Here is a 25,065-nt window from a genome sequence, read left to right on the forward strand (position 1 = left end):
CATTCACGTTTTTTCTGCCTTCCCTAAGATTCCGTCCTGACACAAGAAAGCGCGGCGCTTCGATCTTCGATGCGCCTGCCATTCCCCGAGCGCACGCCGGTCGCGACCGACCGTTCGTGCGTCATCCCAGGACGGAGACACATGAAGAATCGACTCACCCTCTATATCCTCGCCGGCATGGTGCTCGGCGTGGCTGTCGGCTATGTCTGTCATCGCATGGCGGCGGATGCCGAGCAAGCGAAGGTCATCGCCGGCTACTTTTCCATCGTCACGGATATCTTCCTGCGGCTCGTGAAGATGATCATCGCGCCGCTCGTCTTCGCGACGCTCGTGTCGGGGCTCGCCGGTATGGAAGGCACGAGCGATGTGCGCAGAATCGGCTTGCGCTCGATCGCGTGGTTCGTGTGCGCATCGCTCTTTTCGCTCGCGCTCGGACTCGTGCTCGCCAACCTGTTTCAACCGGGCGCGGGCCTGCACATGACGCAGACGAGCGCCGACGTCGCCACCGGCCTCAACACCGCCGGCCTGAACTTCAAGGACTTCGTGACGCACGCGTTTCCCACGAGCCTGCTCGATGCGATGGCGCGCAACGACATCCTCCAGATTCTCGTCTTCTCCGTGATGTTCGGGATCGTGCTCAGCGTGATCAAGTCGGACCCGCGCGTAACGCCGCTGATCGCCGGCGTAGAAGGTCTCGTGCCCGCGATGCTGAAGCTGACCGACTACGTGATGCGCCTCGCGCCCATCGGCGTGTTCGGCGCGCTCGCATCCGCGATCACGGTGCACGGGCTCGATGTGCTCACCACGTACGGCAAGCTCGTCGCGAGCTTCTACGCCGGGCTCGGGCTCTTGTGGGCGGCGCTGATCCTCGCCGGATACGCGTTTCTCGGCAAGCCGATCTGGGCCTTGCTCAAGGCGATCCGCGAGCCCGCGATGCTGGCCTTTTCCACCGCGAGCAGCGAGGCCGCGTATCCGCGTTTGACGGAGAAGCTGGAGGAATTCGGCGTCGATAAAAAAGTGGTCGGTTTCACGTTGCCGCTCGGTTACGCGTTCAATCTCGACGGCTCGATGATGTATCAGGCCTTCGCGGCGATCTTCATCGCGCAGGCGTTCGGCATCGACATGCCGATCGGCACGCAGATCGTGATGTTGCTCGTGCTCATGCTGAGCAGCAAGGGCATGGCCGGCGTCGCGCGCGGCTCGGTGGTGGTCGTCGCCGCCGTGGCGCCGATGTTTCATCTGCCGCCGTCGGGCGTCGTGCTGGTGCTCGCGATCGACCAGATTCTCGACATGGGGCGCACGGCAACCAACGTGATCGGCAACAGCATCGCGACGGCGGCCATCGCGAAGTGGGAAGGCAAACGCGTCGCACGGCAGGAACGCCGCGCGGCGATGAGCACGCCTTCGTTCGGCCAACTCGAAGGCGATACGAAATGAATGGCAAGGACACGGCGCCCGCTCGCAAGTTCGGCGTGGTCGGCGGGCTCGGTCCGCTCGCGAGCGCGGACGTCTTTTTCAAGCTGATCAAATCGACGCCCGCCACGCGCGACGCCGAGCACTTCGACGCGATCTTCGAGCAGCAGCCGTTTCGCAGCGCGGACGCGGACAGCGAGACGCTGACGCAGCGCAAGCTCTATATCTTCGATCTGATCGCGAGCTTCGAAAAGCGCGGCGTCACGACGGTCGTGCTGCCGTGCTTTCTGAGCCACACCTTCATCGACGAGTTGAAGGCCAATTCGCCGCTGCAGATCGTCGACATGATCGAAGCCGTGCGCAGCCATGTGCGCAGAAAGTTTCCGGCGGTTCGGCGTGTCGGCGTGCTCGCGTCGGCTCATACGCGGCGCAAGCAGTTGTTCGAGAAATATTTCGCCGCGCCCGAGTTCGAAGTGATTCATCCGCGCGCGAGCGAAGGCGTCGATCTCGTCACCGAGGCCATCTACGGCACGGACGGCGTGAAGAGCGGCAACCTGCGCGGCCGCCCGGTCGAGTTGCTGCGCGAGGCCTGCGAAGATCTCATCGCGCAGGGCGTCAACGTCATCGTGCCGGGCCTCACGGAGATCGCGCTCGTCGCAAAGGAGCTGGGCGCATTGCGTGTTCCGCTCGTCGATTCGAATCTCGCTTACGCGCAGTATGTCGTGTCGGGCCAGTACCATTCGCCCGAGACGATCTTCAAGGTCGGCGTAGTGGGCGGCGTCGGACCGGCGGCCACCGTCGATTTCATTCACAAGATCGTGCGCGCGACACCCGCGACGCGCGATCAGGACCATATCAAGCTGCTCGTCGAGCAGAATCCGCAGATTCCGGACCGCACGGAGAATCTGATCGGCGATGGACCCGATCCGACCATCTCGCTCTATGCGACCTGCAAGAAGCTGGAGACGGGCGGGGCCGATCTCATCGCGATTCCGTGCAACACGGCGCATGCGTTCGTCGAGCGCATTCAGCCTTATCTCGGCATACCCATCGTGAACATGCTGACAACGACCGTGCGCCATTTGCGCGAGGCGTTTCCGTCGGTGCGTTCCGTGGGCGTGCTCGCAACCTCCGGCACGATCGCGAGCGGCGTCTACGAGAAGGCGCTCGAATCGCAAGGCTTGCGGCAGATCGTGCCGGAACCCGCATTGCAGGCGCGCGTGATGGAAGCGATCTACGGCAAGGAAGGCGTGAAAGCCGGCTTCACGACCGGGCGATGTCAAGAGGACATCGCCGCCGCGATCGACGGGCTGATTGCCGCTGGCGTCGAGGTCGTCATCCTCGGCTGCACGGAATTGCCGCTTCTGTTGCGCGAGGCGCACGTCATCGGCACGAACGGCGCGCGCGTGAGCATCGTCGATCCGACCGACGTGCTCGCGAAGGAATGCGTCGCCCATGCGATGAAGCCGCCGCAATAACCCGAACCGCATCACTCATCCACGCGACGAACCCGCACACGACGTGTGCCGGATGACTTCGTTCGCCCGTCATTTTCAGAACCTGAAGAGGATCACATGCTTGCACCTACCGAACGCATCGAACACGACCTTCTCGGCGATCTCGCCGTGCCCGCCACCGCGTACTACGGCGTGCATACGCTGCGCGCGCTGGAAAACTTTCCCATCACCGGCATTCCGATCTCCGCATATCCGAATCTCGTCAATGCACTGGCGAGCGTCAAGGAAGCGGCGGCGCTCGCGAACCACGGCCTCGGCCTCCTGAACGAAGTGAAGACGCAGGCCATCGTGCAGGCATGCAGGCAAGTGCGCTCGGGCACGGCGCACGAGCATTTCGTCGTCGATGTGATTCAGGGCGGCGCGGGCACGTCGACGAACATGAACGCGAACGAGGTCATCGCCAATCTCGCGCTCGAACATCTCGGGCATCAGCGCGGCGAATACGGCGTGCTGCATCCGAACGAAGACGTGAATCTCGGCCAGAGCACCAACGATGCCTATCCGACCGCGCTGAAGATCGCCACGTACACGGGCATCATGCAGTTGATCGACGCGATGGGCGTGCTGCGCGCGTCGTTCGAACGCAAGGCGCTGGAGTTCGGCAACGATCTGAAGATGGGCCGCACGCAACTCCAGGACGCCGTGCCGATGACGCTCGGTCAGGAATTCAGCACGTTCGCTGTGATGCTCGGCGAGGACGAAGAGCGGCTCAGGGAAGCGGCCCGGCTGATCTGCGAGATCAACCTCGGCGCGACGGCTATCGGCACGGGCATCAACACGCATCCGGAATACGCGCAGCTCGCTTGCAGGCATCTGAGCGAGGTGACCGGCATCGCGCTCACGACATCGCCGAATCTCGTCGAGGCAACTCAGGATGTCGGCGCGTTCGTGCAGCTTTCCGGCGTGCTGAAGCGCGTCGCGGTCAAGCTCTCGAAGACCTGCAACGATCTCCGGCTGCTCTCGAGCGGGCCGCGCGCGGGCCTCGGCGAAATCAACCTGCCGCCGGTGCAGGCCGGTTCGAGCATCATGCCGGGCAAGGTGAATCCGGTGATTCCGGAGGTCGTCAATCAGATCGCGTTCGAGGTCATCGGCAATGACGTGACCGTGACCTTCGCCGCCGAGGCAGGCCAGCTTCAGCTCAACGCGTTCGAACCGATCATCGCGCATAGCCTGTTCAAGAGCGTCGCTCATTTGCGCGCGGGGTGCCTCACGCTCGCGTCGAAATGTGTCGATGGCATCACCGCGAATCGCGAGCGCCTGCGCATGATCGTCGAAAGTTCGATCGGCATCGTCACGGCGCTCAATCCGTATATCGGCTATACGCACTCGACGGAAGTCGCGAAGGAAGCGCTCGCGTCCGGCAAGAGCGTCGCGCAGATCGTCATCGAAAAGGGTCTGTTGAGCCAGTTGCAGCTCGACGAAATCCTGCAACCGGCGATGCTGACGCAGCCGAGACACACGGCATCGGCGGTATGAAAGGCCGTGCCGCGAAGCGCCAGCCGGAGTAGACTATTTTTGCGGTGTGCTAGCCGCGAAAGGAGGTTGCGATGAGATTCGCCGAAATGTTCAAGCGCCCGAAACGCGGCGCCACGGCTGCTCATGCCGGTGACACGGAGCCTCACAACGAGGAACACGCGAAGTCGGTGCAGAAGCAGGCGCGCAAGCTGTGGGACACGATCGGACGCAATCGCCACAAGAGCGCGAAGTGGTAGCAGCAACACGGGCCCGGGAACGAAAGTCCCGGGCCCGAATCGTTTCAGGACATGATCCAGTTGGTGTGCGTGGTGAAGGCCGGGCCGAGAACGGTCGGCAAATACGGATTGGGAACGGGCACCGGCCTTCCGTCCACGGTCACGAGGCCGAGTCGCTGGGCCACTGAAACATGCGCGCCGATATCCTGCGGAAAGGCGAACGGCCCGCGCGGGCCGGACGGGCGCAGCGAGAAGGGCGGCTCCTTCCACGGCGAATGCGCCGCGCCGAGAAAATCCGGCTGCAAGGTCCACGGTTGCGCCTTGAGACGCACGCCGATCGACGGATCGGCAAGACGGTTCAGCATCCATTCGCAGGCGATATCCGAGAGGCCCGATTCATCGTTCGAATAGCCGCCTCCGACATCGGCATGCGCGCCGGCGAACAGCACCTGGGTGACGCCCGCGCGGGTGTCCCAGAGCGTCGGGGTGAAATCGCCGCGCTGCTCGTCGAGACTGATCGCGTGAACGCCGAATTTCACCTTCGGGCTGAGCGCGGTGTCGGCGAAACGGAACAGATCGACCGTCGAGTCCTCGCTGTCGAGATAGAGCGGAATGCCGAGCGCGCCGACTGTGTCCCATACGCCGATAGCGCGGATTTCATCAACGGCAATCGTGTCGCCGGGCTGCAACCTCGTGAACGCGAGCGATGGCTCGAAGTTGACGATCTTCTCCAGCAGGCCCTTCAAGCCGCCGCCGCTCGCGCCTGCCGTCGGCCTCGACTCGCGATACTTGCGCCACGCGAGAATGCCCATGCGATACGCGAGCGCCTTGTCGTTGCTTTCGTATTTGCTGGTGTCGAGCAGGCCGACGTTCGCGATCATTCCGCCGAGCGCGCGCGCCGTGTACGCGCCGCGGCTGAAGCCCATCAGAACGATGTGATCGCCGGGTTTGTAGTTGCGCGATATGAAGGTATAGCCGCGCACGATGCGCGCGATGATGCCGTCGCCGAATGCTCCGCCCACCAGCTTCCTGATGACGTTGCGCGAATCGCCCACGCCATGCAGATACTTGGCGACCTGTCCGTCAGGTCCGGGCTCCGCGATCTCCTGTTCGGAGGCGAGAAGCGTCGAGGCGGGGTCCGGCTCGCCGGATAACAGAAGGAATGCCTTCAGTACGTTGGTGGTGTCCGGAATGCCGTCGTTGTCGTGGTCGGTGTTCGGACCGTTCCACGTTCCGTCCGCGCAGAAAACGATGTTCTTGCCCATGATGCACCCCTTCCGTCGTGACGCCGCAAGTGCTCGCTCAGTATGTCTTAGTTTCTTGCGGGTCACTCGGCAAGGCGCGCGTCTTATGCGAACGACGCTTTGGCCGAAAGTGCCTATTCGTCGAGGGCGCTTCGTTGCATCGCATCAAACCGCGCTTCAGTCCCAAATCGGCGCGAGGCCTTCCGGACTGACTTCACGGCCATTGCGTTCGAGTTCCGCGATCTGCGCCATGTCTTCGGCGGTCAGCCTGAGTTGCTGCGAGAGCAGATTGCTCGCGAGGTTCTCGCGCTTGGTCGATGACGGAATCACCGCATAGCCGAGTTGCAGCGCCCATGCGAGCGTGACTTGCGCGGGCGTCGCGTGATGCCGCTTCGCGATCTCGCCGATGACCGGATCCTTCAGCACCTTGCCGTAGGCGAGCGTCATATACGACGTGACCTGAATGCCTTGCTCGCGCAGGAACGCGACGAGCTTGCGGTTCTGCAGATACGGGCTCAGTTCGATCTGATTGGTCGCGATGTTCTCGCGGCCGACGACATCGATCGCCTGCTTCGTCAGTTCGATGTTGAAGTTGGAGATGCCGATCTGCTTCGTGAGGCCTTGCCTCTTCGCATCGGCGAGCGCGCTCATGAATTCTTCGAGCGGCGTGCCGTGCTCCGGCGCGGGCCAATGAATCAGCGTGAGATCCACTTCATCGACGCGCAGCTTCGTCAGGCTCTCTTTGAGGCTCGGAACGAGCTTGCCGCGCGAGGTGTTCTCGGTCCAGATTTTCGTGGTCAGAAAGATGTCGGAGCGGGGCACGCCCGATGCGGCGATCGCTTCGCCGACTTCGGCTTCGTTGCCGTAGATCTGCGCGGTATCGATGGCGCAGTAGCCGAGTTCGAGGCCGTTGCGTACCGAATCCATGACGACCTGATCTTTCAGGCGGAACGTGCCGAGGCCGAAAGCGGGAATGCGATTCATGGAACGTGTTCTCCAATGGCTGAGTGGACGAACACAGTATGCCGGCTTTACTCTTGCGCAAAAACCGGGCTATAAAGGAAATACTCTTGAATTAACGTCAACTATGAAAATCACTCTCGACGAGCTTCAGACTTTTGCGACGGTAGTCGACACGGGCTCCATCACCAAGGCGGCGGAACAACTGGACCAGACGGTGTCGGGCGCGAGCCGCACGCTCGGACGGCTCGAAGAGAAGCTGCAGACGACGCTGTTGCGCAGGACCACGCGGCGCCTGGAGCTGACGGAGGAGGGCAAGAGCTTTCTGCAGAACGCTCGCGAGATCATCGGCGCGGTGGAAAGCGCGGAGGAACAGATCGCCGCCCGGCGCGAGCGGCCTTCCGGGCTGTTGCGCGTGGATGCCGCGACGCCGTTCATGCTGCACGTGATCGTGCCGCTCGTCGCGGGATATCGGGAGCGCTATCCGCATGTCGAGCTCGAATTGAACAGCAATGAAGGCGTGATCGATCTGCTGGAACGCCGCACGGATGTCGCCATTCGCATCGGCAGGCTGAAGGATTCGACGCTGCACAGCCGCCCGATCGGCAGCAGCCGAATTCGCGTGCTCGCGACGCCGCAGTATCTCGAGACACACGGACTTCCGAAGCGCGTCGACGAACTCGCGAATCACTCGCTGCTCGGCTTCACGCAGCCGGAATCGCTCAATGTCTGGCCCCTTGCGGGGCGAGACGACGAGCCGTACCGGATCAAGCCGAGCATCGCTTCGTCGAGCGGCGAGACGCTGCGGCATCTCGCGCTGGAAAGCGCGGGCATCGTGTGCTTGTCCGATTTCATGACGCTACGCGATCGGCGCGAAGGCACGCTCGTGCAGATTCTTGCGCGTCACACGCAGGAAGTGCGGCAACCGATCAACGCCGTCTACTATCGCAACACGGCGATCTCCGCGCGCATCGCATCGTTCGTCGACTATCTTGCCGAAGCCGTGAAGTCCACTGAATTCGCGCTGACGGGCCGCCGATAAGGCGTCAGCCGATGCCCAAAACATTCGCGCCGATGCACGGATCGACCGCGCGTTCGAGCCGCTTCTGGTGAACGATCAGCGTGATTTCCATCGAACCGGTGCCCACTTCGAGATTCAATAGATGGCCGCCGTAAGCGTTGAAGTTGCTGTCGCCCGCCATGCCGTGCATATGGATCGACGGCTTGCCTTCTTTCCATGCCACCGATCCGGTCAGGCTGCCCATCTCGACATTGCGGAAGGTCTTCGCATCGAAGTCCTTCTTCGCGGCGTTCCAGAAGCCGAACGTCGGATGGCCGAAGCCGATGCCCGTCAGACTGACCGCGGGGATGTTTTCCGCCAGCGCGAACGTCGTCAGTTGCTCGAAGACGTTATCGCCCATGCGCAGAACCATAAAGTAACCCGTGGGCGTTCTGATGTATCTGCGCTGCACATCGGGGCCGCCTGCAGCGATCACGCCCGCTTCGCACTCGGCAGGCGATTGCGTCTGCGCCGACACGCCGCCTGGGATGATGGATGTCGCCAGCGCGCCGGCCGATAGCGCCGCGATGTTCTTGAAGAAGTGCCTGCGCAGATAAGTCTCGTCCATGAAGCTGTCTCCGTTGATGTTATCGGCCGTTCTATTCGGCTGCGGCGGAGTGTAGACAAGACGTTCCCGATGGAATACTGAGAGTTGCGACTACGCTTATAACCCGCGCTCATGGCTCACGATAAATCCTCGGCCTGATCGTGCTGTGCGAGCAGTTCTTCCATCAGGACGCGCGCGCCCGCGGACACCGGCGCGCCGCGCCGTGTGACGAGTTCATAAGGTTCGCTCTTCGATGACAGTTTGAGCGGAAGCATGCCCGTCATGCCATGTCGCGTGAAGAACTCGGCGACATCGATCGACACGAGCGCGACGAACGTCGGATTGCTTTGCAACAGCGAGAGCGTGGCAAACGCCGACGTGGTCTCGACGAGATGCCGTGGAAAGCGTATCTCGGCTTCGCGGAACTCGCGTTCGAGCAGCATGCGCATCGGCATGTTGGCGCGATAGACGACCCATCGCACATCCGCGAGATCTTTAAGCCGCAGCTTGCGTGCGTTCTGAAACGGATGACTCAGGTTCGCGATGACCGCAAGCGTCTCCTCCTGCAGATTGACGCTGTCGTAGAGAAACGGCGTCTGGCTGATCGTGGTTCTGCACACGGCGAGATCGAGACGTCCTGCGTCGATCAGGCTCAGCAACGCGGCGCTCGTATCTTCCACGATTTCTATCGACATCTCCGGATGCTTGGTGACGAGCGAAGAAATCGCCTCGATCACGCGCGGCACCGCGCCCATGATGACGCCCACCGACACGCGTCCTCCATGACCTCGCATGATGCCGACGATTTCCTCCCGCAAATGCGCGACGTCGGTATGAATGAGCCGCGCATAGCGAATCACGCAATGCCCGATGTCGTTCGGTTCGAGCCCCCGGCTCGTCCGGTTGAAAAGCGCCGTGCCGAAGGTCGTTTCGATTTCGTGCAACGCCTTGCTTGCGCCCGGCTGCGTGAGCGAAACCTGTTTGGCCGCACTGAGAAGCGAACCATGATCCGCGAGCGCGATGAGCAAACGCAACTGCTTCAGGTGCAGCCGGGAAATGATCGAGTTGAGAGAAGGAGTCATCGCGCGAGTTGAGGAATAGTTATACCCGTATTCATTATTGTCAATTCCGGCCGTTTCGGCCGCTGCCTATACTGCCCCATCAAACCCGCATTGCGCAAAGGTCCGGGCCTAACGTTAACCCGCAGCGATCAGGGTTCCTGCTGTTCGGGTTTTCATGAATCTATAACTGTCGATCAACATGGCTCTCATCAATTACATCACGCAGATACAGTTCGAGTTCGGCGCCTTGCGTTTGCTGAAGAGCGAATGCGAAAGGGTTGGAATCAAGCGGCCGCTCGTCGTGACGGATCGCGGCATCAAGGCGGCGGGCATCGTCGACAAGGTGCTTTCGGCATTGGGTGCGGACTACGACGTGCCGGTCTATGACGGCACGCCGCCCAATCCGAACGAAGCGGCGGTGCGCGATGCGGTCGCCATATTCGTCGATGAACGATGCGATGGAATCATCGCGGTGGGCGGAGGATCGTCGATCGATCTCGCGAAGGGTGTCGCGGTATGCGCGACGCACGACGGCCCGTTGCAGAGCTTCGCCGTGATCGAAGGCGGCGCGACGCGCATCACGTCGGCGACCGCGCCCGTCATCGCGATTCCGACGACGGCGGGCACCGGCAGCGAGGTCGGACGCGGCGCGATCCTGATTCTCGACGACGGCAGAAAGGTCGGCGTGATATCGCCCTACGTGGTGCCGAAGTCCGCGATCTGCGACCCCGAACTCACGCTGAAACTGCCCGCGACGATGACGGCTGCAACCGGCATGGACGCGATCGCGCACTGCATAGAAACGTTCATGGCGCCCGCGTTCAACCCCGCGGCCGACGGCATCGCGCTCGACGGCCTGTGGCGCGCGTGGCGTCACATCGAGCGCGCGACGGCACATCCCGACGACAAGACCGCGCGCCTGAACATGATGAGCGCATCGATGCAGGGCGCGCTTGCGTTTCAGAAGGGCCTGGGATGCGTGCACAGCCTCAGTCATTCGCTCGGCGGCATCAATCCGCGTCTGCATCACGGAACGCTCAACGCGATCTTTCTGCCCGCCGTGATCGCGTTCAACGAGGATGCGCCGACGGTTCGGGAAGAAGGCAAGCTCGCGCGGCTCGCGCAGGCGATGGGCCTCGAAAATCCCGCGAACGTCGGGCCTTCCATCAGAGAGATGACCCAGCGTCTGGGCCTTCCCGCGACGCTATCCGGCGTGGGCGTCACGCACGACATGTTCCCCGGCATCGTGAAGGGCGCGTTGAAGGACCACAGTCATAAAACCAATCCGCGCGACGCATCCGAAAGCGATTATCACGCGATGCTCGAAGCGTCGTTCTGAACTGAGGAAGACATGGGAGACAAGATCACGGTCGAGCGAAATGGCGATATCGCAATCGTCACGCTCGATAACCCCGAGAAGATGAACGCGCTCACGCTCTCGATGTGGCGCGATCTCGGCGATGCAATGACGCAGCTATCGGACGATGACGGCATTCGATGCGTGATCCTGCGTGGCGCGGGAACGAAGGCATTCGCAGCGGGTGCGGATATCGGCGAGTTCGCGGCGCTTCGATCGAATCGCGAGCAGGCGCGCGCTTATGCGGAGGTCACGACCAATGCGATGGAAGCTATCACGCATTGCCGTCATCCCGTAGTCGCGATGATTCACGGCGTATGCGTCGGCGGTGGGCTCGAAATCGCGTCGCTCTGCGATATCCGCATTTGCGGCGAATCGAGCCGCTTCGGCGCGCCCGTCGGTCAATTCGGTCTCACGATGTCCTACGCCGAACTCGGCGCGCTGATTCGTCTCGCGGGCCGTCCGGTGGCGATGGAGATCGTGCTCGAAGGACGCATCTTCGATGCACGGGAAGCGCTTGCGAAGGGACTTACGTCGCGCGTCGTCGCCGACGATGCCGTCGAGGAAGAAACCATCGCCACCGCGCGGCGCATCGCACGCGGCGCGCCGCTCGTCGCGCGCTGGCACAAGGCGGCGTCGAACAGGCTGACGCCATCGCCCGCGCTCAGCGACGCCGATATCGAATCCGCCTTCGATTGCTTCGACACCGAAGACTTTCGCGTCGGCGCCGCTGCATTCAATGCAAAACAGAAGCCAGTCTTCAAGGGAAAGTGAAATGGGTCCGCTGAGTGGAATGAAAGTGGTTGAACTGGCGCATATCATGTCCGGCCCGGTGTGCGGCATGATGCTCGCCGACATGGGCGCGGATGTCGTCAAGGTGGAGAAAGTGCCCGATGGCGACGATTCCCGCCGCTTTTCACCGATCCTGCCGAGCGGCGAATCCGCGTCGTTCATGATCGTCAATCGCAACAAGCGCGGCATCGGCCTCAATCTGAAGAGCGAAGGCGGCCGCGAAGTATTGAAGCGATTGTTATCCGATGCGGACGTCGTCACCGAAAACTATCGCGCCGGAACGATGGAGAAATTCGGTCTCGGCTATGACACGCTCAAGGAACTCAATCCGGGACTGATCTATTGCGCGATCTCGGGCTTCGGCCGCACGGGTCCGTTCGGCGAGAAGGGCGGTTTCGATCTTATCGCGCAAGGCATGAGCGGCATGATGAGCATGACGGGCGAAGAGGGACGCGAGCCCGTCAAGGCCGGTTCGCCCGTGGCCGACATCAACTCGGGCATTCTCGCGGCGCTCGGCATCGCGGCGGCGTATGTGCAGAAGCTGCGCACCGGACGCGGCCAGATGGTCGACACGTCGCTCTTCGAAGCGGGGCTTCAGCAGATGTTCTGGCCCGCCGCGAGTTATCTCGCCGACGGCACGATTCTGCCGAAGATGGGTTCCGCGAACTCGACGAGCGCGCCGTATCAGGTCTTCAAGACGAGCGATGGCTGGATCAACATCGGCGCTGCCAACCAGAGCAATTACGAGCGCCTGCTCGACGTGCTCGATGCGCCCCAACTCGCAAGCGACCCGCGCTTCACGACGAACGCGCTGCGGCTTCAACATCGCGAGGCGCTGGTTGCGATCCTCAATGAACTGCTCGTGCGCCGAAGCACGGATGAATGGATGGCGCAGTTCGACCGCATCGGTCTGCCCGCTGGCCCGGTGCTCGATATCGCAGCGGCGCTCGCGCATCCGCAGACGATCGCGCGCGAGATGGTCGTCGAAACCGATCATCCGCTGGCCGGCAAGGTCCGAGGCCTCGGTCTTCCGATTCATTTTTCCGATGCGAAGCGCTCCGGAAATCGTCCCGCGCCGTTGCTCGGCGAGCACACGAGAGAAGTGTTGATGGAGTCGGGCTATTCGGCAACGGATGTCGATCGGCTGATCGAAGAGAAGGCCGTAGTAGCGCTGGCGCAGTAAAGACGCGATCAATCGCGCATGACAGAGTTCAGGAGACAAACATGAGTGGAATCATCACGCGTCGGGACTTCCTGACGACGGCGGGACTCGCCGTAGCCGCGACCGCGACGGGCCTGAGCCTGTCGAAGCGCGCATTCGCGCAAACCGCGCCCATCGTCCTCAAATACGCGAGCAGCCTGCCGGACAGTCATCCGCTCAACGCGCATATGCGCGAGGCCTCGGCGTCAATCAAGAAGGAGACGAATGGCCGCGTCGATCTTCAGGTCTTCGCGAACGCGCAAATGGGCGGCGACACCGACATGCTCTCGCAGGTCCGCGCGGGCGGCGTCGATTTCATTCCGTTGCCGGGTGCGATCCTGTCGACGCTCGTGCCGGTTGCATCGATCGAAAGCGTGCCCTTCGCGTTCAAGAACTACGACGCGGTCTGGGCCGCGATGGATGGCGATCTCGGCAAGCACGTGCGCGAGCAGGCCGCGAAAGCCGGCCTCATCGCGATGGACAAGGTCTGGAACAACGGCTTCAGGCAGATCACGAGTTCGACGCGTCCCATCATGACGCCGGCCGATCTCAAGGGCTTCAAGATTCGCGTGCTGGTCAGTCCGCTATGGACATCGATGTTCAAGACCTTCGGCGCGGCGCCCACCGGCATCAGCATCAACGAGACGTACTCCGCGTTGCAGACGAAAGTCGTCGAAGGTCAGGAGAATCCGCTCGTCGTGGTGCAGTCGGCGCGCTTCTACGAGGTGCAGAAGTACTGCTCGCTGACGGGTCATATCTGGAATGGCTTCTGGCTGCTCGCGAGCGGCAAGACCTGGCCGAAGCTGCCGAAAGATGTGCAGGACATCGTCGCGCGCAACATCAACGAAGCGGCGCTGAAGCAGCGTGAGGAAGTTATCCGCCTGAACCAGAGTCTCGAACCGATGCTCACGGCCAAAGGCGTCACGTTCAACAAGGTGGATCAGCAGGCATTCCGCGCCGACCTGCAGCAAAAGGGCTTCTACGCCGAATGGAAGAAGAAGTACGGCGATGCGGCATGGGGACTTCTAGAGAAGTATTCCGGGCAGCTTTCGTGAGCAAGGAGCGGATCATGAGCACTGACGTTTCTCTCGGGACCATGCCCGTTGCGGTTGCGAGCAAGCCTTCCGGCCCGGTTGCGAAAGCGGGACATGTCCTCGATACGTGCATCCGCTGGTCGACTGAACTCTGCGCGGCGGCGCTGGTGGTCGCCGAAGTGGTCCTGCTGTTCGCCAACGTGTTCTTTCGATACGTGCTTCACGATCCGCTGATCTGGGGCGATGAACTGGCGACGCTGCTGTTCATCTGGCTCGCGATGCTCGGCGCAGTGATCGCGTTGCGACGCCACGAGCACATGAGGCTCACGACGTTCATCGCGCATCTGAATCCGTCGAGGCGTGCTTTTGTCGACACGTTCGGGGCCGTGATCGTCATCGCGTTCATCATGGTGCTGTTGTCGCCGGCGTGGGAGTATGTGTCGGAAGAGTGGGCCATCACGAGCGCGGCGCTGGAAATCTCCAATGGTTATCGCGTTGCCGCGCTCGCCGTCGGCCTTACGCTGATGCTCGCGATTTCCGTCGCGCGTCTCATGGAGCAGGCGCGTCCGATGCACTTCGTGATCTCGGCGGCGGTGGTCGGCGGCATCGCGGCCGTGCTGATGACGTTCAAGGTCGCGATGACCGCGCTCGGCAACTGGAACCTCGTGATCTTCTTCGTCGTTGCGGTCGTGTTCATGGTGGTGATCGGCGTGCCGATCATGGTCGCGTTCGGGCTCTCGACCGTCGCGTACCTGAGCACGGTGACGCTGACGCCGATGCTCGTCGTGCTGGGCCGTATCGACGAAGGCATGTCGAGTCTGATCCTGCTCGCGATTCCGTTGTTCGTGTTTCTCGGCGCGCTGATCGAAGCGATGGGCATGGCGCAGGCGATGATCCGCTTTCTCGCATCGCTGATCGGGCATTTCAAGGGCGGGCTGTCGTATGTGCTGATCGGCGCGATCTATCTCGTCAGCGGCATCTCGGGTTCCAAGGCCGCGGATATGGCCGCCGTCGCGCCGGCGCTCTTTCCGGAGATGAAGAAGCGCGGCGAGGACGAGAACGAGCTGGTCGCGATGTTGAGCGCATCGGGTGCGATGTCGGAGACTATTCCGCCGAGTCTCGTGCTGATCACCATCGGCTCGGTGACGGGCGTATCGATTTCCGCGTTGTTCACGGGCGGCTTCATGCCGGCGGTCGTGGGCGCGCTCGCGATGATCGCCGTCATCTGGGTAAAGAACCGCAAGCGCGAGCTGAAGGAAGTCGAACGCGCGAAGCCGCGTGAAGTCGGCAGGGCGTTTCTGTTCGCGCTGCCCGCGCTCGCGTTGCCGTTCGTGATTCGCGCGGCGGTCGTCGAAGGAATTGCGACGGCAACCGAAGTGGCATCGGTGGGCGTGGCTTATACATTCGTCGTCGGCCTCGTGTTTTATCGCTCGTTCAAATGGAATCGCCTTTATCCGATCATCGTCGGCACGGCTTCGCTGTCGGGGGCGATTCTGATCATCATCGGCTGCGCGACCGCGATGGCCTGGGCGTTGACGCAATCGGGCTTCTCGCGTCAGCTCGCGCAACTGATGTCGACGGCGCCCGGCGGCTCGATGGGCTTCCTGCTGATATCGGCGGCAGCGTTCGTGTTGCTCGGCAGCTTCCTGGAAGGCATTCCCGCGATCGTGCTGTTCGGCCCGCTGCTCTTTCCGGTGGCGCGTTCGCTCGGCATCAATGAAGTCCATTACGCGATGGTCGCCATCTTCGCGATGGGACTCGGCCTCTTCGCGCCGCCTTTCGGCGTGGGCTTTTATGCGGCGTGCGCGATTGCGAAGGTCGATCCGGATGGCGCGATGAAACGCGTGTGGCCGTATCTCGGCGCGCTCGTCGTTGCGTTGCTGGTGCTGGTCGCCGTGCCGTGGATTTCCACGGGCTTTCTTCCCGCGAATTGACTGGCGATCGACGTATGCACATGAAAGACATCGCGCCGGACGAGATTCCGATCATCGATGCGCATCATCATCTGTGGGATCTTTCAGCGGGGCGCTATCCGTGGTTGCAGGGCGACTATCACGAAGCATTTTTTCTTGGTGACTATCGAAGCATTTGCCGAGATTTTCTGCCCGAGGACTATCTTGCGACGGTCAGCGCGCAACCAATCATAGGCACCGTGCATGTCGAGGCGGAACGGGCGCGCGATGAGCAGGTCGCGGAGACGCGCTGGCTTCACGAAGTGCACGACAGATACGGTTTTCCGGGCGCCGTGATCGCCCACGCGTGGTTCGATCGTCCTGATACGGAGGAGATTCTTGCGCAACACGCCGCCTATCCGCTCGTGCGCGGCATTCGCTCGAAGCCGGTGACATCGCGCGGTCCACATGAGCCACTCGACGATCTTCGCGGAACGATGCAAGACCCGGCATGGCTGCGAGGATTCTCGCTGCTCGACAGATTCAACTTCTCGTGGGACTTGCGCGTGCCGCCGTGGCATCTCGCCGATGCGGCTGAAGTGGCGAACGCGTTTCCGAATACGAAGATCGCGTTGAATCACACGGGCTTTCCATGGGATCGCAGCGACGAGGGACTCGCGCGCTGGCGACGGGGAATGGAGTTGCTCGCAAGGCAGCCGAACGTGTTCGTGAAGCTATCGGAATTCGGCCTGAAGGATGCGCCCTGGAACTACGACGACAATCGACAGATCGTCCTCGATGCGGTGTCGATCTTCGGCGCGGACCGCTGCATGTTCGCGAGCAATTTTCCGGTGGCGGGTTTGAGAGTGAGCTATGACGTTCTCGTCGATAGCATGAGAAGGATGCTCGAACCGCTCGGGCGCGAAGGGTTGGAAAAGATCTTCTATCGCAACGCGTTGCAGTTTTATCGCATGACCGTTTAGAGACTCGCCTATGTCAGATGTTATGGAACTTCGCCGCCGATTCCTCGAAAGCGGTGCGGACGACGATTTGCCTATCGCCGATGCGCATCAGCATTTCTTCGATGTCGGGCGCAATTACTATCCCTGGCTTGCGGACAAGCCGGTGAAGAATTTTCGCTACGGCAATTACGACAACATCCGGCGCACGTTTCTGCCCGATGACTATTTTCGTGCGGCGGGGCATCACAAGGTCGTGAAGACGGTGCTTATCGAAGGCGAGTGGAATCCGGCCGATCCGCTGGGCGAATTGCGCTGGGTGGAATCGCTGCAGCGCGAACAGGGCTTTCCGCACGCGATGAGCGCTCAGGCGTGGCTCGATCGCGAAGACGTCGATGAAGTCCTCGCTGCCTATGGCCGTCATCCACTGGTCAGAGGCATCCGGCACAAGCCTGCCGCCGTGCCGCGCGCCGAGCATCGGGACGACTTCGTTGCGCCGGGATCGATGCGCGATCCGAAATGGCGCCATGGTTACGCGAAGCTGCGCGCTCATGGATTACTGTTCGAGTTGCAAGTGTTCTGGTGGCATTTGATCGAAGCCGCGGAGCTCGCGCGCGATTTTCCCGACACGCAGATCGTGATCAATCACACCGGGTTGCCGTCCGATAGATCGGAAGAGGGCTTGCACGCATGGCGCGAGGCGCTCGAATGTGTCGCGCGCGAGCCGAATGTGCATCTCAAGATTTCGGGAATCTGCATCCCGGGGAAGCGCTGGAGCGTCGAGTCGAATGGGGCCGTGGTGCGTACTGCCATCGACGTGTTAGGTGCGCAGCGTTGCTCGTTCGCCAGCAACTATCCGGTCGATGGTGTCGTGGATCGCATGACCGATATCTTCGATGGATTCAAGGCGATCGTGCGGGGGTATTCGGTCGAGGATCGGCTACGGCTTTTTTATGATAATACGGCGCGGGTTTATGGGATTTGAAGGGGCGCGGCTCGGCCTTCACGCGGAGAGAAGAGTCGGGGCGAATTCGGGCGAGAGACATTCCTCGACGAAAGTGGCGAACTGTCGTGCCTTGCTGCTCGCCATGCGCCCAGTCGGATAGAGCGCCGATAGCGCGATGCCCGGCAGGTTCCAGTCATCCATTACAGCGACGACAAGTCCCGACTTCAGTTCCGGCGCGAATGCCCATTCGGATGCAACGGCAAGCCCCATATCTGCGAACACCGCGGCGCGCAACCCTTCCGTTGCGGATATCTTCACGCGACTTTGCAGCTTGATCGATTGTTCGACAGTGTCCCTTCTGAACGTCCAGTCCTCGCCACCGCCCATGTCGCGTGAATAGACTATCGCGTGATGCTCGAGCAGGTCCACAGGTGTCGACGGTTTGCCGCATCTTGCAAAGTACGAGGGCGTCGCAAGCACACGACGCCGGGCCTCGCCGATGCGTTTCGCGGTCATATTGGAATCGGCCAGATTGCCCATACGCAGGGCAAGATCGACGCCTTCTTCGACCAGATCGATATTGCGATCATCAAGTACAAGGTCGACGTCGAGATCGGGATGCTGGGTCAAAAACTCGGGTAACTTCGGAACGATGTGCAGCCTTGCAAAACACACTGCAGCCGACACACGGAGCTTTCCTGTCAGAGCGGCGGCGGTGCCCCTTGCAGCGACCACGGCTTCTCCCGACTCCTCGACTGCGCGCTTCGCACGCGCGTAGAAATTCTGCCCCGCCTCGGTCGGCGTCAATGCGCGCGTTGAACGCAACAGTAATTTGACGCCGAGCCAATCCTCCAGTTGCGCCACCGCTTTGGACACGGCTGGCTGACCGATATCGAAGTGTCTTGCCGCCGCCGAAAACGAGCCTGCGTCGACGACGCGAATAAAGATTTCGAACGCTGCAAGGCGATCCATCGGCATTCTCCTGAGCCACACGAGCGTTGTGGTTTGGTCATAGCGTACCCCACATGTCGGGCGGCGTGCAGCGATCCCGCGCGGGTACTCACGCGGACTTATGCAGATCTGGAATAGGCCTCATCCTCGCAGGCGGCTATTTCACGCGCCCAGGATTCTCTACATTTCATCTCAACGCATCGCGTGACGCACCGCTTCCCACGGTGCTCAACTCACTCTCAAAGGTACCATCATGGCCAAGCTGTTCACTTCGACGAAAGTCGGCGCATTCGACCTCGAACATCGTGTCGTCCTTGCCCCGATGACGCGCCTGCGCACCATTCAGCCCGACGACATTCCGAGCCCGATGATGGCCGACTTTTACGGCCAGCGTGCTTCCGAAGGCGGTCTCGTAATTATCGAAGCCGCAAGCATTTCGACGCAGGCGCGCTCTTATCTCGGCGCCGCAAGCATCTATCACGATGGCCAGGACGCGGGCTGGAAGGCGATTGCAGACGCTGTGCATGCCAAGGGTGGCCGCGCGATCCTGCAACTCATCCACGGAGGCCGTCAGAGCCATGTCGAGGTCAATGACGGCGCGGACCCCGTCGCTCCGTCATTCGTGCCGTTCGACGGCGTCGCGCTGACGAGAGATGGCTTCGTGCCCGTATCGCCGCACCGTGCGCTGAAAATCGAAGAGATCGCGGGAATTGTCGAAGACTTCCGGCAGGCTGCGCAAAGGGCGAAGAAAGCGGGCTTTGATGGCGTCGAATTGCACGGCGCAAATGGCTATCTGGTCGACCAGTTCATTCAGGATGGCACGAACAGGCGCACGGACGAATACGGTGGCCCGATTGAAAACCGTGTGCGCTTCCTGCGCGAAACGCTCGAAGCGTTGATCTCCGTGTTCGGTGCGGATCGCGTCGGTGTGCGCATTTCGCCGTCGGGTGAATGGGGCGGCGTCTCGGACAGCAACCCCGAAGCGACGTTCAGTTACGTCGCGAAGGTGCTGGATTCGTACGGGATCGCTTATCTCCATGTCATCGAGCCGCGGGTCAAGGGTGACGACACGCTGCATCATGGTCATCCCGTCGTCGCCGCTGCCTATCTGCGCCCATACTTTTCCGGCCCGATCATCGTCGCAGGTGGATTTGATCGCGAGAGTGCAATCGATATCGTCGAGTCCGGCGTTGCCGATCTGGTTGCTTTCGGGCGCCACTTCTCGTCGAACCCCGACCTTCCGCACCGTCTTGCACACGATCTGCCGCTGACGCCTTATGTTCGTGCCGCATTCTGGGGTGGAAGCGAAGAGAACTACTCGGATTTCCCGACGTACGAAGTGCAGCAAGAAGCGTTTCGTGCCGTGCGAGACGAAAGCGCCGAGACGGCTTGACGAAGCGCTGCGACGTTTCGACCGCGAGGGATGTCGATCATGACGAACGACGCTGGCGTAGCAGGCACGCGTGTCGACGCGATGGCTGAACTCGCGATGGCATCGGTCTCGGTCGCCGTCACTCATGCGCTGCACGCGGGCGCTCTCGCGCCTTGGTTTGTGTTGCCCGACAGGAAGGGCAATCGCGTTGCGCTGGATGAGCTACTGCGTTCGGGTCCTGTCGTGCTCAATTTCTTGCGCGGCTCGTGGTGCTCGTTTGGTGAAGAGCGTCTCGCGCGCTTCTTTGCAATGCACGAGCGCATTGGCTCGGAGGGAGCGACGGCTGTTGCCGTTGCTCCACCCGACACATCGATGCATCAACATGACAGATTGCCGATGGCTGTGCTCGTTGACACGGACCTTCGGCTTGCAAGGGCATTCGGTCTGACGTTCGATCTGCCTGAGAGTCTTCGCGACCATTATCTCGAACTTGGCTACAAGCCGCCCAAGCCAAGGAAGTGCGGAGATTTTCTGGTCCCTGTTCCGGCGACCTATCTGATCGACAAGGACGGTATTGTCGTCTTCGCACATGTCGACTTCGACTATCGAAACGGGTTCGGAGAGGAATCGTTGTTGAAGGCGGTCCGGGCGCTGCACGGACGGCGTGACGGCTTCAGGATCGCATTTCCACGTCTCACTCCATACTAATTATGTGCCGCCAAAGCAGCTACGTCGGCTTCGAGAGTCGGTGGCATGTCTTCTCGCATAAAGTCGAGCCACATGCGAATCTTCGCATCAATGTATTGACGTGAAAGATATCGCGCATACACATTCAGGCTCTGAAGAGAAAATTGAGGTAGCACGCGGATCAACTCGCCGGATTGCAATCCAGGTAGCGCGGACGCCGCGGGTAACAATCCAATGCCCAGGCCCTGCCGGATGAGCACTTCCATAGCGTCCGAAAGATTGACAGAAAAAACCGAGGGACCGGGCGACACCGCTCTCGGACCATTGGGGCCGTCGAATATCCATTTGCCGTTTGGAAACACAGGATTCGTTAGCTGAAGGCAGGTATGCTTTCGCAGATCTTCGAGGTCGACTGGCGCGCCGAACTTTCGGATGTACGTTGGTGAGGCACACACGACACCTGCGACCGTGCCAAGGCGATGCGCAATCAGCCCTGAATCCGGAAGGCTCGGTGCAAGAATGAGAGATGCGTCATAACCGTCGTCGAGAAGGTCCGGTACGGATTGGGAAAACGTGAGGTCAACTTTCACCGAAGGGTAACGCGTATGGAAGCGCAGTAGCGACGGGACAATGTGATGCTGCCCGAAGTTGGACATCGAATGGATTTTCAGCGTTCCTGCGGGACTCACTTGCGCATCGCTTGCTTCGGCCTCTGCGAGATCGATCTGAGAAAGTATCTTGTGGCAATGATCGAGGTAACGTTCACCCGCCTCCGTTAGCGCAACCTTGCGCGTCGTCCTGTTCAGCAGGCGGGTGCGCAAATGGGTTTCCAGATGCGAAACAGCACGTGAGATCTGACCCGTCGTCATGTTCATCTGTCGTCCGGCGGCGGAAAAGCCGCCGTCTGTTACGACTCGCGCAAAGACGCGCATGCTTTCAAGCGTATCCATAACATCCTTGTCGTTCGATTCAACTGATCGGCCCGTCTGGACATGGGCCGCATGCCTCCGTTGCGTGTCTTATTTGAAGAGAGATGCCGGTTATTCCGCGCGAGGACGTGTTGTTTAACTCTCTCAATCGGATTGGACGAAAGCTCCTGCCGCTTAATTCGTCTTCCGTGGCACCTGTGCTGCCGCCATCAATCCGTTAAGCGCAATTCGGACGAGTGCGCCTCCCGTTGGTCCTGCGTGAAACTGAACGGCGGTGCCGTAAGTCAACTCCATCACCAACGCGCCGAGTTCAAGTGCCGTGGCGGGCGCGCGTCCCTTCGGAAAGGCTCGGAGGATCAACTTGCCCACGATCGTCCATTGCTTGCTGAAAAGCTCCGTGTGTCTTTTCGTGAGTGCCGCGTCTTGCTTCGCGTGCCGGATCAAATCGAGGACCAAGGGCCGCATATCCGGTTCGTGCGGATGAGTGTCAGCCCACGCGCAAACGGCTTCGATGATTTCCTCGGGGGTAGACACACCGGCAAGCGCCGCCTGGATCTTTTCTATGTTTTGTTGGGTGGTCGCTTCCACCAGTTGCAGAAAGATATCTTCTTTCGATTCGAAGTTTGAGTAGAACGCGCCTTTCGTGAAGCCCGCTTCGTCGGCGATCCGGTCGATGGACGCGCCGCCCAGTCCTTCACGCGCAAACACCTTGGCGGCAGCGAGCATCAGCTTCTCTCGCGTCTGTGTTCGGCTCTCTTCTCTCGTCAACCTGGGCATTCCGGGGATCCCTTCTGAAAATATGCAGCATTATGTCCGGGCGGCGCTGGCGGAATCGATATGCACGGTAGGAACGACAGACATTCCAACGCGAAGTCGGCTTGCGGCTGGCTGGCCCGGATCGATGGAGATCTTGACCGGGAGTCGCTGAACCACTTTCGTGAAGTTGCCTGTCGCGTTGTCAGGTGCAATCGGTGAGAACGCGATCCCGCTGGCAGGGGCAAGACTGTTGACGTGGCCGTGGATGACCGTTCCAGACAACATGTCGATCTTGATTGTAACTGCTTGCCCAGGCTGAACATGCCGCAGCTGGGTTTCACGGAAATTGGCCTCTACATAAGCTTGCTGCAATGGGACGACCGCGAGCAGCGGTGCGCCAACGTGCACGTACGCGCCGGTGCGGACGGTGCGTTGTCCCACGATGCCGTCGATTGGCGCGACGATCCGCGTATAGGACAGATTCAACTCTGCGGCATGCAGTGCTGCCTTCGCCTTCTCGACGTTCGCTGCAGCTTGCCGTTCCTGAGCAAGCAGAACGTTCAGCTGATGTTGGGCCGCGTCGCGTGCGGCGATATCTTGTGACTGGCGAGCGCTCGCGATCTGCAAGGCGGATTCGGCTTGCTGCTGCTCCTGAATCGTGCCCGAGCCGTCTTTCGCAAGATTCAAGTAGCGGCGGGAATTCGCGGCAGCGAAATTCACGGAGGCAACGTCGCCGACGATCGCAGCGTTAGCCTGCTGGATCAGGCTATGCTGCTGAATGGCGCTTGCCTCGAGCCTGGCTACGTCCGCCTGCGCGTTTTCAACGTCGGCCTTTGCGCTGGCCAAGGCCACCGCGAAGTCGCGGTCGTCGATCACGGCAAGTAACTGTCCTTTGTGCACAGTCTCGTTGTCCTCCACGAGGACGCTCGCGATATTGCCGGCGACTTTCGGTGCAACGAAGGTGGAGTCGGTCGTTACGTAGGCGTCAGTCGTGGTCTGCTCCGACGATCGCCCTTCGTCGTGGTTGTACAGATACAGGCTAGCTGCGGCGGCGGACGCGAGCATGATTGCCATGGCGATTTTTGCTGGTCGTGGAAGAGACATAACGGTCACTTGGAAGGATTGTTCAATATGGGCGGCTTGATGTACTGGAGCCTCAAGACAAATGGAATCAGCAACACAGAGAGTGTCCCCAGAATCAGGTAAGCGTCGGCGATCGTCAGAACGAACGATTGCCGTGAAATGCGTTCCGCAAGATCGCCGAGCGCTTCGGTAGCGGTAGTGTGATGTCCCAACCTGATCATTCCGTTCCCGGCCGCGTAATCCAGAATGATGTTGGCGTGCATCTTTTCCCGAAGGGTAAAGACGCGTTCAAGCAAGGCATCTCCCAGCAATGTTCCGAAGGCGCGAAACATATTGATAATCCCCGATACGACCGGACCTTCCATCGGTTGAACGACGCTGGTCGCAAGGAAAAGCAAGGAGATGACGGCCATCGGCTGTCCCACTGCCTGTAGCGCTTGGCCGATCAGGAACTCGTGCACGATCCATTCTGATGTCACATGCGCGTTCACCAGACATGACGCCGCGAGACATGCGAGGCCGAGCGCAAAGACGTGCCGCGCATCGATCCATCGCTTGTAGAGAAGATATGAGACGGAAGGGCCGCAGAAGATCTGCGGCAGTCCTACCGACAGTCCGATCCCTGCGATGTACGGTGTCCGAAACCCGTGCACCTCCGCCAGATATTGAGCCGGCAGGAGCGAGCCGGATAGCAGGACAACAACCAGCCCGATAAAGATCGTGAAACCGAGGCCGAGGTTTCGGCGATGAAGCAATTGGAGCTTGATGAATGGAAGAGGATGAAACCACTCGGCAAGCACGAATACAACGAGCAAGAGCGCGCCGACGCAAAAGAGCCAGCTAATGAGTGCGTCATTGAACCAGTCGTAGCGTTCGCCCTGCGTCAATCCAAGGCCGATACACACGAGACCACAGACGCCGCTGATCAAGCCAATCCAGTCCAGGTTCTTGAGTCGCTCCAGGCGGACAGGATCCTGCGGGATTCCCCACGCAACGGCCCAGCCCGAAAAGAGTGCAAGCGGAACGATTTGCCAGAATGTCAGATGCCAGTTGGACAACGTGTCGGTGTACGTCGCGGAGAGCCAGGTGGCGACGTTCGGGGAGAAAGTCGCGGTCATTGCATACAGCGCCAGTCCGTACAGCCTTAGCGAAAGAGGGAAGAAGCGCAGCGCGGCCGCCATCAGCACAGGAATGAGCAATCCGCCGAAGAACCCTTGCATGCATCGCAGCGCCAACAGTGCTTCGAAGCTGGGCGCAAGCGGTGTCAGCAGCCCAAACACGCTGAAGGCAGTAACGACGGACACGTGAAACCGTCTGAACGAAAACGTTACAGCGAACCAGGTCGCGAAGGGCATGGCCGCAAGCTCGAAAGCCGAGTACAGACTGCCGATCCAGCTGCCTTCGTCGGAGCCGACACCAAATGCTGTTTTGACGTCGACGAGAGACAAGCCGCCGATTCGACTGTTCAAACCCGACATCATTGCAGCGGCAAAGACTCCCAGGACGCCCATCAAGATCCGGCCGTCGAATGGGTGCGGTGCGGCCGGTGTTGGTTGCGACGGGGCGACATGCTGCATCGACCTGTTTGCTATCGGATTTCGCATACTATAAAG

At 60.9% G+C, this 25,065-nt stretch carries 23 protein-coding genes; 14 read left to right on the forward strand and 9 right to left on the reverse strand.

Going from position 1 to position 25,065, the window contains the following annotated elements; all coding sequences use genetic code 11:
• Positions 1-141 precede the first annotated feature (141 nt).
• The 4 genes from PQR08_RS16675 (at position 142) to PQR08_RS16690 (ending at position 4,642) form a co-directional block, all read left to right on the forward strand.
• Positions 142-1,437, forward strand: coding sequence for a dicarboxylate/amino acid:cation symporter (locus tag PQR08_RS16675; protein WP_250486630.1), 1,296 nt, complete (start codon positions 142-144; stop codon positions 1,435-1,437).
• Entirely contained in the window at positions 1,434-2,891 is a 1,458-nt protein-coding gene (gene cuyB / locus PQR08_RS16680; protein WP_250486631.1) for a cysteate racemase, read from the forward strand. Before PQR08_RS16675 ends, cuyB begins: the two co-directional genes overlap by 4 nt.
• A 96-nt stretch (positions 2,892-2,987) precedes the next feature.
• Positions 2,988-4,406 (forward strand): aspartate ammonia-lyase, encoded by a 1,419-nt coding sequence (gene aspA, locus PQR08_RS16685; RefSeq protein ID WP_250486632.1) that lies wholly within the window; start codon positions 2,988-2,990, stop codon positions 4,404-4,406.
• Positions 4,407-4,477: 71 nt separating this feature from the next.
• Complete coding sequence (locus PQR08_RS16690) at positions 4,478-4,642, forward strand: hypothetical protein (protein WP_250486633.1); 165 nt, start codon at positions 4,478-4,480, stop codon at positions 4,640-4,642.
• A 44-nt stretch (positions 4,643-4,686) separates the two neighbouring features.
• Here PQR08_RS16690 and PQR08_RS16695 read toward each other — a convergent pair whose 3' ends face one another.
• Positions 4,687-5,886 (reverse strand): T6SS phospholipase effector Tle1-like catalytic domain-containing protein, encoded by a 1,200-nt coding sequence (locus PQR08_RS16695; RefSeq protein WP_250486634.1) that lies wholly within the window; start codon positions 5,884-5,886, stop codon positions 4,687-4,689.
• 156 nt (positions 5,887-6,042) lie between these two features.
• Complete coding sequence (gene dkgB, locus PQR08_RS16700) at positions 6,043-6,849, reverse strand: 2,5-didehydrogluconate reductase DkgB (RefSeq protein ID WP_250486635.1); 807 nt, start codon at positions 6,847-6,849, stop codon at positions 6,043-6,045.
• Between the two features lie 103 nt (positions 6,850-6,952).
• Here dkgB and PQR08_RS16705 point away from each other — a divergent pair, with 103 nt between their 5' ends.
• Positions 6,953-7,867, forward strand: coding sequence for a LysR family transcriptional regulator (locus PQR08_RS16705; protein WP_187606768.1), 915 nt, complete (start codon positions 6,953-6,955; stop codon positions 7,865-7,867).
• Between the two features lie 4 nt (positions 7,868-7,871).
• On the opposite strand, the gene PQR08_RS16710 is transcribed toward PQR08_RS16705, so the two are convergent.
• The gene (locus PQR08_RS16710; RefSeq protein WP_238212213.1) at positions 7,872-8,453 is read right to left on the reverse strand and encodes a PPC domain-containing DNA-binding protein; all 582 of its coding nucleotides are present in this window, start codon (positions 8,451-8,453) and stop codon (positions 7,872-7,874) included.
• A gap of 116 nt (positions 8,454-8,569) precedes the next feature.
• A complete protein-coding gene (locus tag PQR08_RS16715; protein ID WP_187606766.1) occupies positions 8,570-9,514 on the reverse strand; it encodes a LysR substrate-binding domain-containing protein in 945 nt (314 codons plus the stop codon).
• Positions 9,515-9,692: 178 nt separating this feature from the next.
• On the opposite strand from PQR08_RS16715, the gene gbd reads away from it, so the two are divergent.
• The 7 genes from gbd to PQR08_RS16750 are packed head-to-tail and all read left to right on the forward strand — an operon-like array spanning position 9,693 to position 17,713.
• The gene (gene gbd, locus PQR08_RS16720; protein ID WP_250486636.1) at positions 9,693-10,832 is read left to right on the forward strand and encodes a 4-hydroxybutyrate dehydrogenase; all 1,140 of its coding nucleotides are present in this window, start codon (positions 9,693-9,695) and stop codon (positions 10,830-10,832) included.
• Positions 10,833-10,844: 12 nt separating this feature from the next.
• On the forward strand, positions 10,845-11,624 hold the full coding sequence (locus PQR08_RS16725; protein WP_250486637.1) for an enoyl-CoA hydratase-related protein: 780 nt from the start codon (positions 10,845-10,847) through the stop codon (positions 11,622-11,624).
• Positions 11,625-11,643: 19 nt separating this feature from the next.
• Positions 11,644-12,825: a CaiB/BaiF CoA transferase family protein gene (locus PQR08_RS16730; protein WP_250486638.1), complete on the forward strand. Its 1,182-nt coding sequence runs from the start codon at positions 11,644-11,646 to the stop codon at positions 12,823-12,825.
• 41 nt (positions 12,826-12,866) lie between these two features.
• Complete coding sequence (locus PQR08_RS16735) at positions 12,867-13,898, forward strand: TRAP transporter substrate-binding protein (RefSeq protein WP_187606762.1); 1,032 nt, start codon at positions 12,867-12,869, stop codon at positions 13,896-13,898.
• A gap of 14 nt (positions 13,899-13,912) precedes the next feature.
• The gene (locus PQR08_RS16740; RefSeq protein ID WP_250486639.1) at positions 13,913-15,811 is read left to right on the forward strand and encodes a TRAP transporter large permease; all 1,899 of its coding nucleotides are present in this window, start codon (positions 13,913-13,915) and stop codon (positions 15,809-15,811) included.
• Positions 15,812-15,825: 14 nt separating this feature from the next.
• On the forward strand, positions 15,826-16,752 hold the full coding sequence (locus PQR08_RS16745; protein ID WP_250486640.1) for an amidohydrolase family protein: 927 nt from the start codon (positions 15,826-15,828) through the stop codon (positions 16,750-16,752).
• A gap of 10 nt (positions 16,753-16,762) precedes the next feature.
• Positions 16,763-17,713, forward strand: coding sequence for an amidohydrolase family protein (locus PQR08_RS16750; RefSeq protein WP_250486641.1), 951 nt, complete (start codon positions 16,763-16,765; stop codon positions 17,711-17,713).
• An 18-nt stretch (positions 17,714-17,731) separates the two neighbouring features.
• Here the strand turns inward: PQR08_RS16750 and PQR08_RS16755 are convergent, their stop codons facing one another.
• Entirely contained in the window at positions 17,732-18,646 is a 915-nt protein-coding gene (locus PQR08_RS16755; protein WP_238212204.1) for a LysR family transcriptional regulator, read from the reverse strand.
• A 232-nt stretch (positions 18,647-18,878) separates the two neighbouring features.
• Here PQR08_RS16755 and PQR08_RS16760 point away from each other — a divergent pair, with 232 nt between their 5' ends.
• Positions 18,879-20,018, forward strand: a complete 1,140-nt coding sequence (locus tag PQR08_RS16760) for an alkene reductase (RefSeq protein WP_250486642.1) — start codon at positions 18,879-18,881, stop codon at positions 20,016-20,018.
• Between the two features lie 39 nt (positions 20,019-20,057).
• Positions 20,058-20,705: a peroxiredoxin-like family protein gene (locus PQR08_RS16765; protein ID WP_250486643.1), complete on the forward strand. Its 648-nt coding sequence runs from the start codon at positions 20,058-20,060 to the stop codon at positions 20,703-20,705.
• Here the strand turns inward: PQR08_RS16765 and PQR08_RS16770 are convergent.
• From PQR08_RS16770 to PQR08_RS16785, 4 genes are all read right to left on the reverse strand, one after another.
• On the reverse strand, positions 20,702-21,634 hold the full coding sequence (locus PQR08_RS16770) for a LysR family transcriptional regulator (protein WP_250486644.1): 933 nt from the start codon (positions 21,632-21,634) through the stop codon (positions 20,702-20,704). The two genes, PQR08_RS16765 and PQR08_RS16770, sit on opposite strands and share 4 nt — an antisense overlap.
• Positions 21,635-21,787: 153 nt before the next feature.
• Positions 21,788-22,339, reverse strand: a complete 552-nt coding sequence (locus tag PQR08_RS16775) for a TetR/AcrR family transcriptional regulator (protein WP_250486645.1) — start codon at positions 22,337-22,339, stop codon at positions 21,788-21,790.
• 81 nt (positions 22,340-22,420) lie between these two features.
• The gene (locus tag PQR08_RS16780) at positions 22,421-23,443 is read right to left on the reverse strand and encodes an HlyD family secretion protein (protein ID WP_250486646.1); all 1,023 of its coding nucleotides are present in this window, start codon (positions 23,441-23,443) and stop codon (positions 22,421-22,423) included.
• A gap of 35 nt (positions 23,444-23,478) precedes the next feature.
• Entirely contained in the window at positions 23,479-25,029 is a 1,551-nt protein-coding gene (locus tag PQR08_RS16785) for an MFS transporter (RefSeq protein ID WP_250486647.1), read from the reverse strand.
• Positions 25,030-25,065 lie beyond the last annotated feature (36 nt).

Source organism: Caballeronia jiangsuensis, assembly GCF_046030135.1.
GTDB lineage: Bacteria > Pseudomonadota > Gammaproteobacteria > Burkholderiales > Burkholderiaceae > Caballeronia > Caballeronia jiangsuensis.

What these genes read in the sequence shown, in the direction of transcription:
- PQR08_RS16735 (WP_187606762.1), top strand. Translation starts at nt 12,867, where the DNA reads ATGAGTGGAATCATCACGCGTCGGGACTTCCTGACGACGGCGGGACTC.
- PQR08_RS16780 (WP_250486646.1), bottom strand. Translation starts at nt 23,443, where the DNA reads ATGGCAATCATGCTCGCGTCCGCCGCCGCAGCTAGCCTGTATCTGTAC.
- PQR08_RS16695 (WP_250486634.1), bottom strand. Translation starts at nt 5,886, where the DNA reads ATGGGCAAGAACATCGTTTTCTGCGCGGACGGAACGTGGAACGGTCCG.
- PQR08_RS16730 (WP_250486638.1), top strand. Translation starts at nt 11,644, where the DNA reads ATGAAAGTGGTTGAACTGGCGCATATCATGTCCGGCCCGGTGTGCGGC.
- PQR08_RS16760 (WP_250486642.1), top strand. Translation starts at nt 18,879, where the DNA reads ATGGCCAAGCTGTTCACTTCGACGAAAGTCGGCGCATTCGACCTCGAA.
- PQR08_RS16755 (WP_238212204.1), bottom strand. Translation starts at nt 18,646, where the DNA reads ATGGATCGCCTTGCAGCGTTCGAAATCTTTATTCGCGTCGTCGACGCA.
- PQR08_RS16770 (WP_250486644.1), bottom strand. Translation starts at nt 21,634, where the DNA reads ATGGATACGCTTGAAAGCATGCGCGTCTTTGCGCGAGTCGTAACAGAC.
- PQR08_RS16710 (WP_238212213.1), bottom strand. Translation starts at nt 8,453, where the DNA reads ATGGACGAGACTTATCTGCGCAGGCACTTCTTCAAGAACATCGCGGCG.
- PQR08_RS16765 (WP_250486643.1), top strand. Translation starts at nt 20,058, where the DNA reads ATGACGAACGACGCTGGCGTAGCAGGCACGCGTGTCGACGCGATGGCT.
- cuyB (WP_250486631.1), top strand. Translation starts at nt 1,434, where the DNA reads ATGAATGGCAAGGACACGGCGCCCGCTCGCAAGTTCGGCGTGGTCGGC.
- PQR08_RS16715 (WP_187606766.1), bottom strand. Translation starts at nt 9,514, where the DNA reads ATGACTCCTTCTCTCAACTCGATCATTTCCCGGCTGCACCTGAAGCAG.
- PQR08_RS16775 (WP_250486645.1), bottom strand. Translation starts at nt 22,339, where the DNA reads ATGCTCGCTGCCGCCAAGGTGTTTGCGCGTGAAGGACTGGGCGGCGCG.
- PQR08_RS16675 (WP_250486630.1), top strand. Translation starts at nt 142, where the DNA reads ATGAAGAATCGACTCACCCTCTATATCCTCGCCGGCATGGTGCTCGGC.
- PQR08_RS16705 (WP_187606768.1), top strand. Translation starts at nt 6,953, where the DNA reads ATGAAAATCACTCTCGACGAGCTTCAGACTTTTGCGACGGTAGTCGAC.
- PQR08_RS16750 (WP_250486641.1), top strand. Translation starts at nt 16,763, where the DNA reads ATGTCAGATGTTATGGAACTTCGCCGCCGATTCCTCGAAAGCGGTGCG.
- dkgB (WP_250486635.1), bottom strand. Translation starts at nt 6,849, where the DNA reads ATGAATCGCATTCCCGCTTTCGGCCTCGGCACGTTCCGCCTGAAAGAT.
- PQR08_RS16785 (WP_250486647.1), bottom strand. Translation starts at nt 25,029, where the DNA reads ATGCAGCATGTCGCCCCGTCGCAACCAACACCGGCCGCACCGCACCCA.
- gbd (WP_250486636.1), top strand. Translation starts at nt 9,693, where the DNA reads ATGGCTCTCATCAATTACATCACGCAGATACAGTTCGAGTTCGGCGCC.
- aspA (WP_250486632.1), top strand. Translation starts at nt 2,988, where the DNA reads ATGCTTGCACCTACCGAACGCATCGAACACGACCTTCTCGGCGATCTC.
- PQR08_RS16725 (WP_250486637.1), top strand. Translation starts at nt 10,845, where the DNA reads ATGGGAGACAAGATCACGGTCGAGCGAAATGGCGATATCGCAATCGTC.
- PQR08_RS16690 (WP_250486633.1), top strand. Translation starts at nt 4,478, where the DNA reads ATGAGATTCGCCGAAATGTTCAAGCGCCCGAAACGCGGCGCCACGGCT.
- PQR08_RS16745 (WP_250486640.1), top strand. Translation starts at nt 15,826, where the DNA reads ATGCACATGAAAGACATCGCGCCGGACGAGATTCCGATCATCGATGCG.
- PQR08_RS16740 (WP_250486639.1), top strand. Translation starts at nt 13,913, where the DNA reads ATGAGCACTGACGTTTCTCTCGGGACCATGCCCGTTGCGGTTGCGAGC.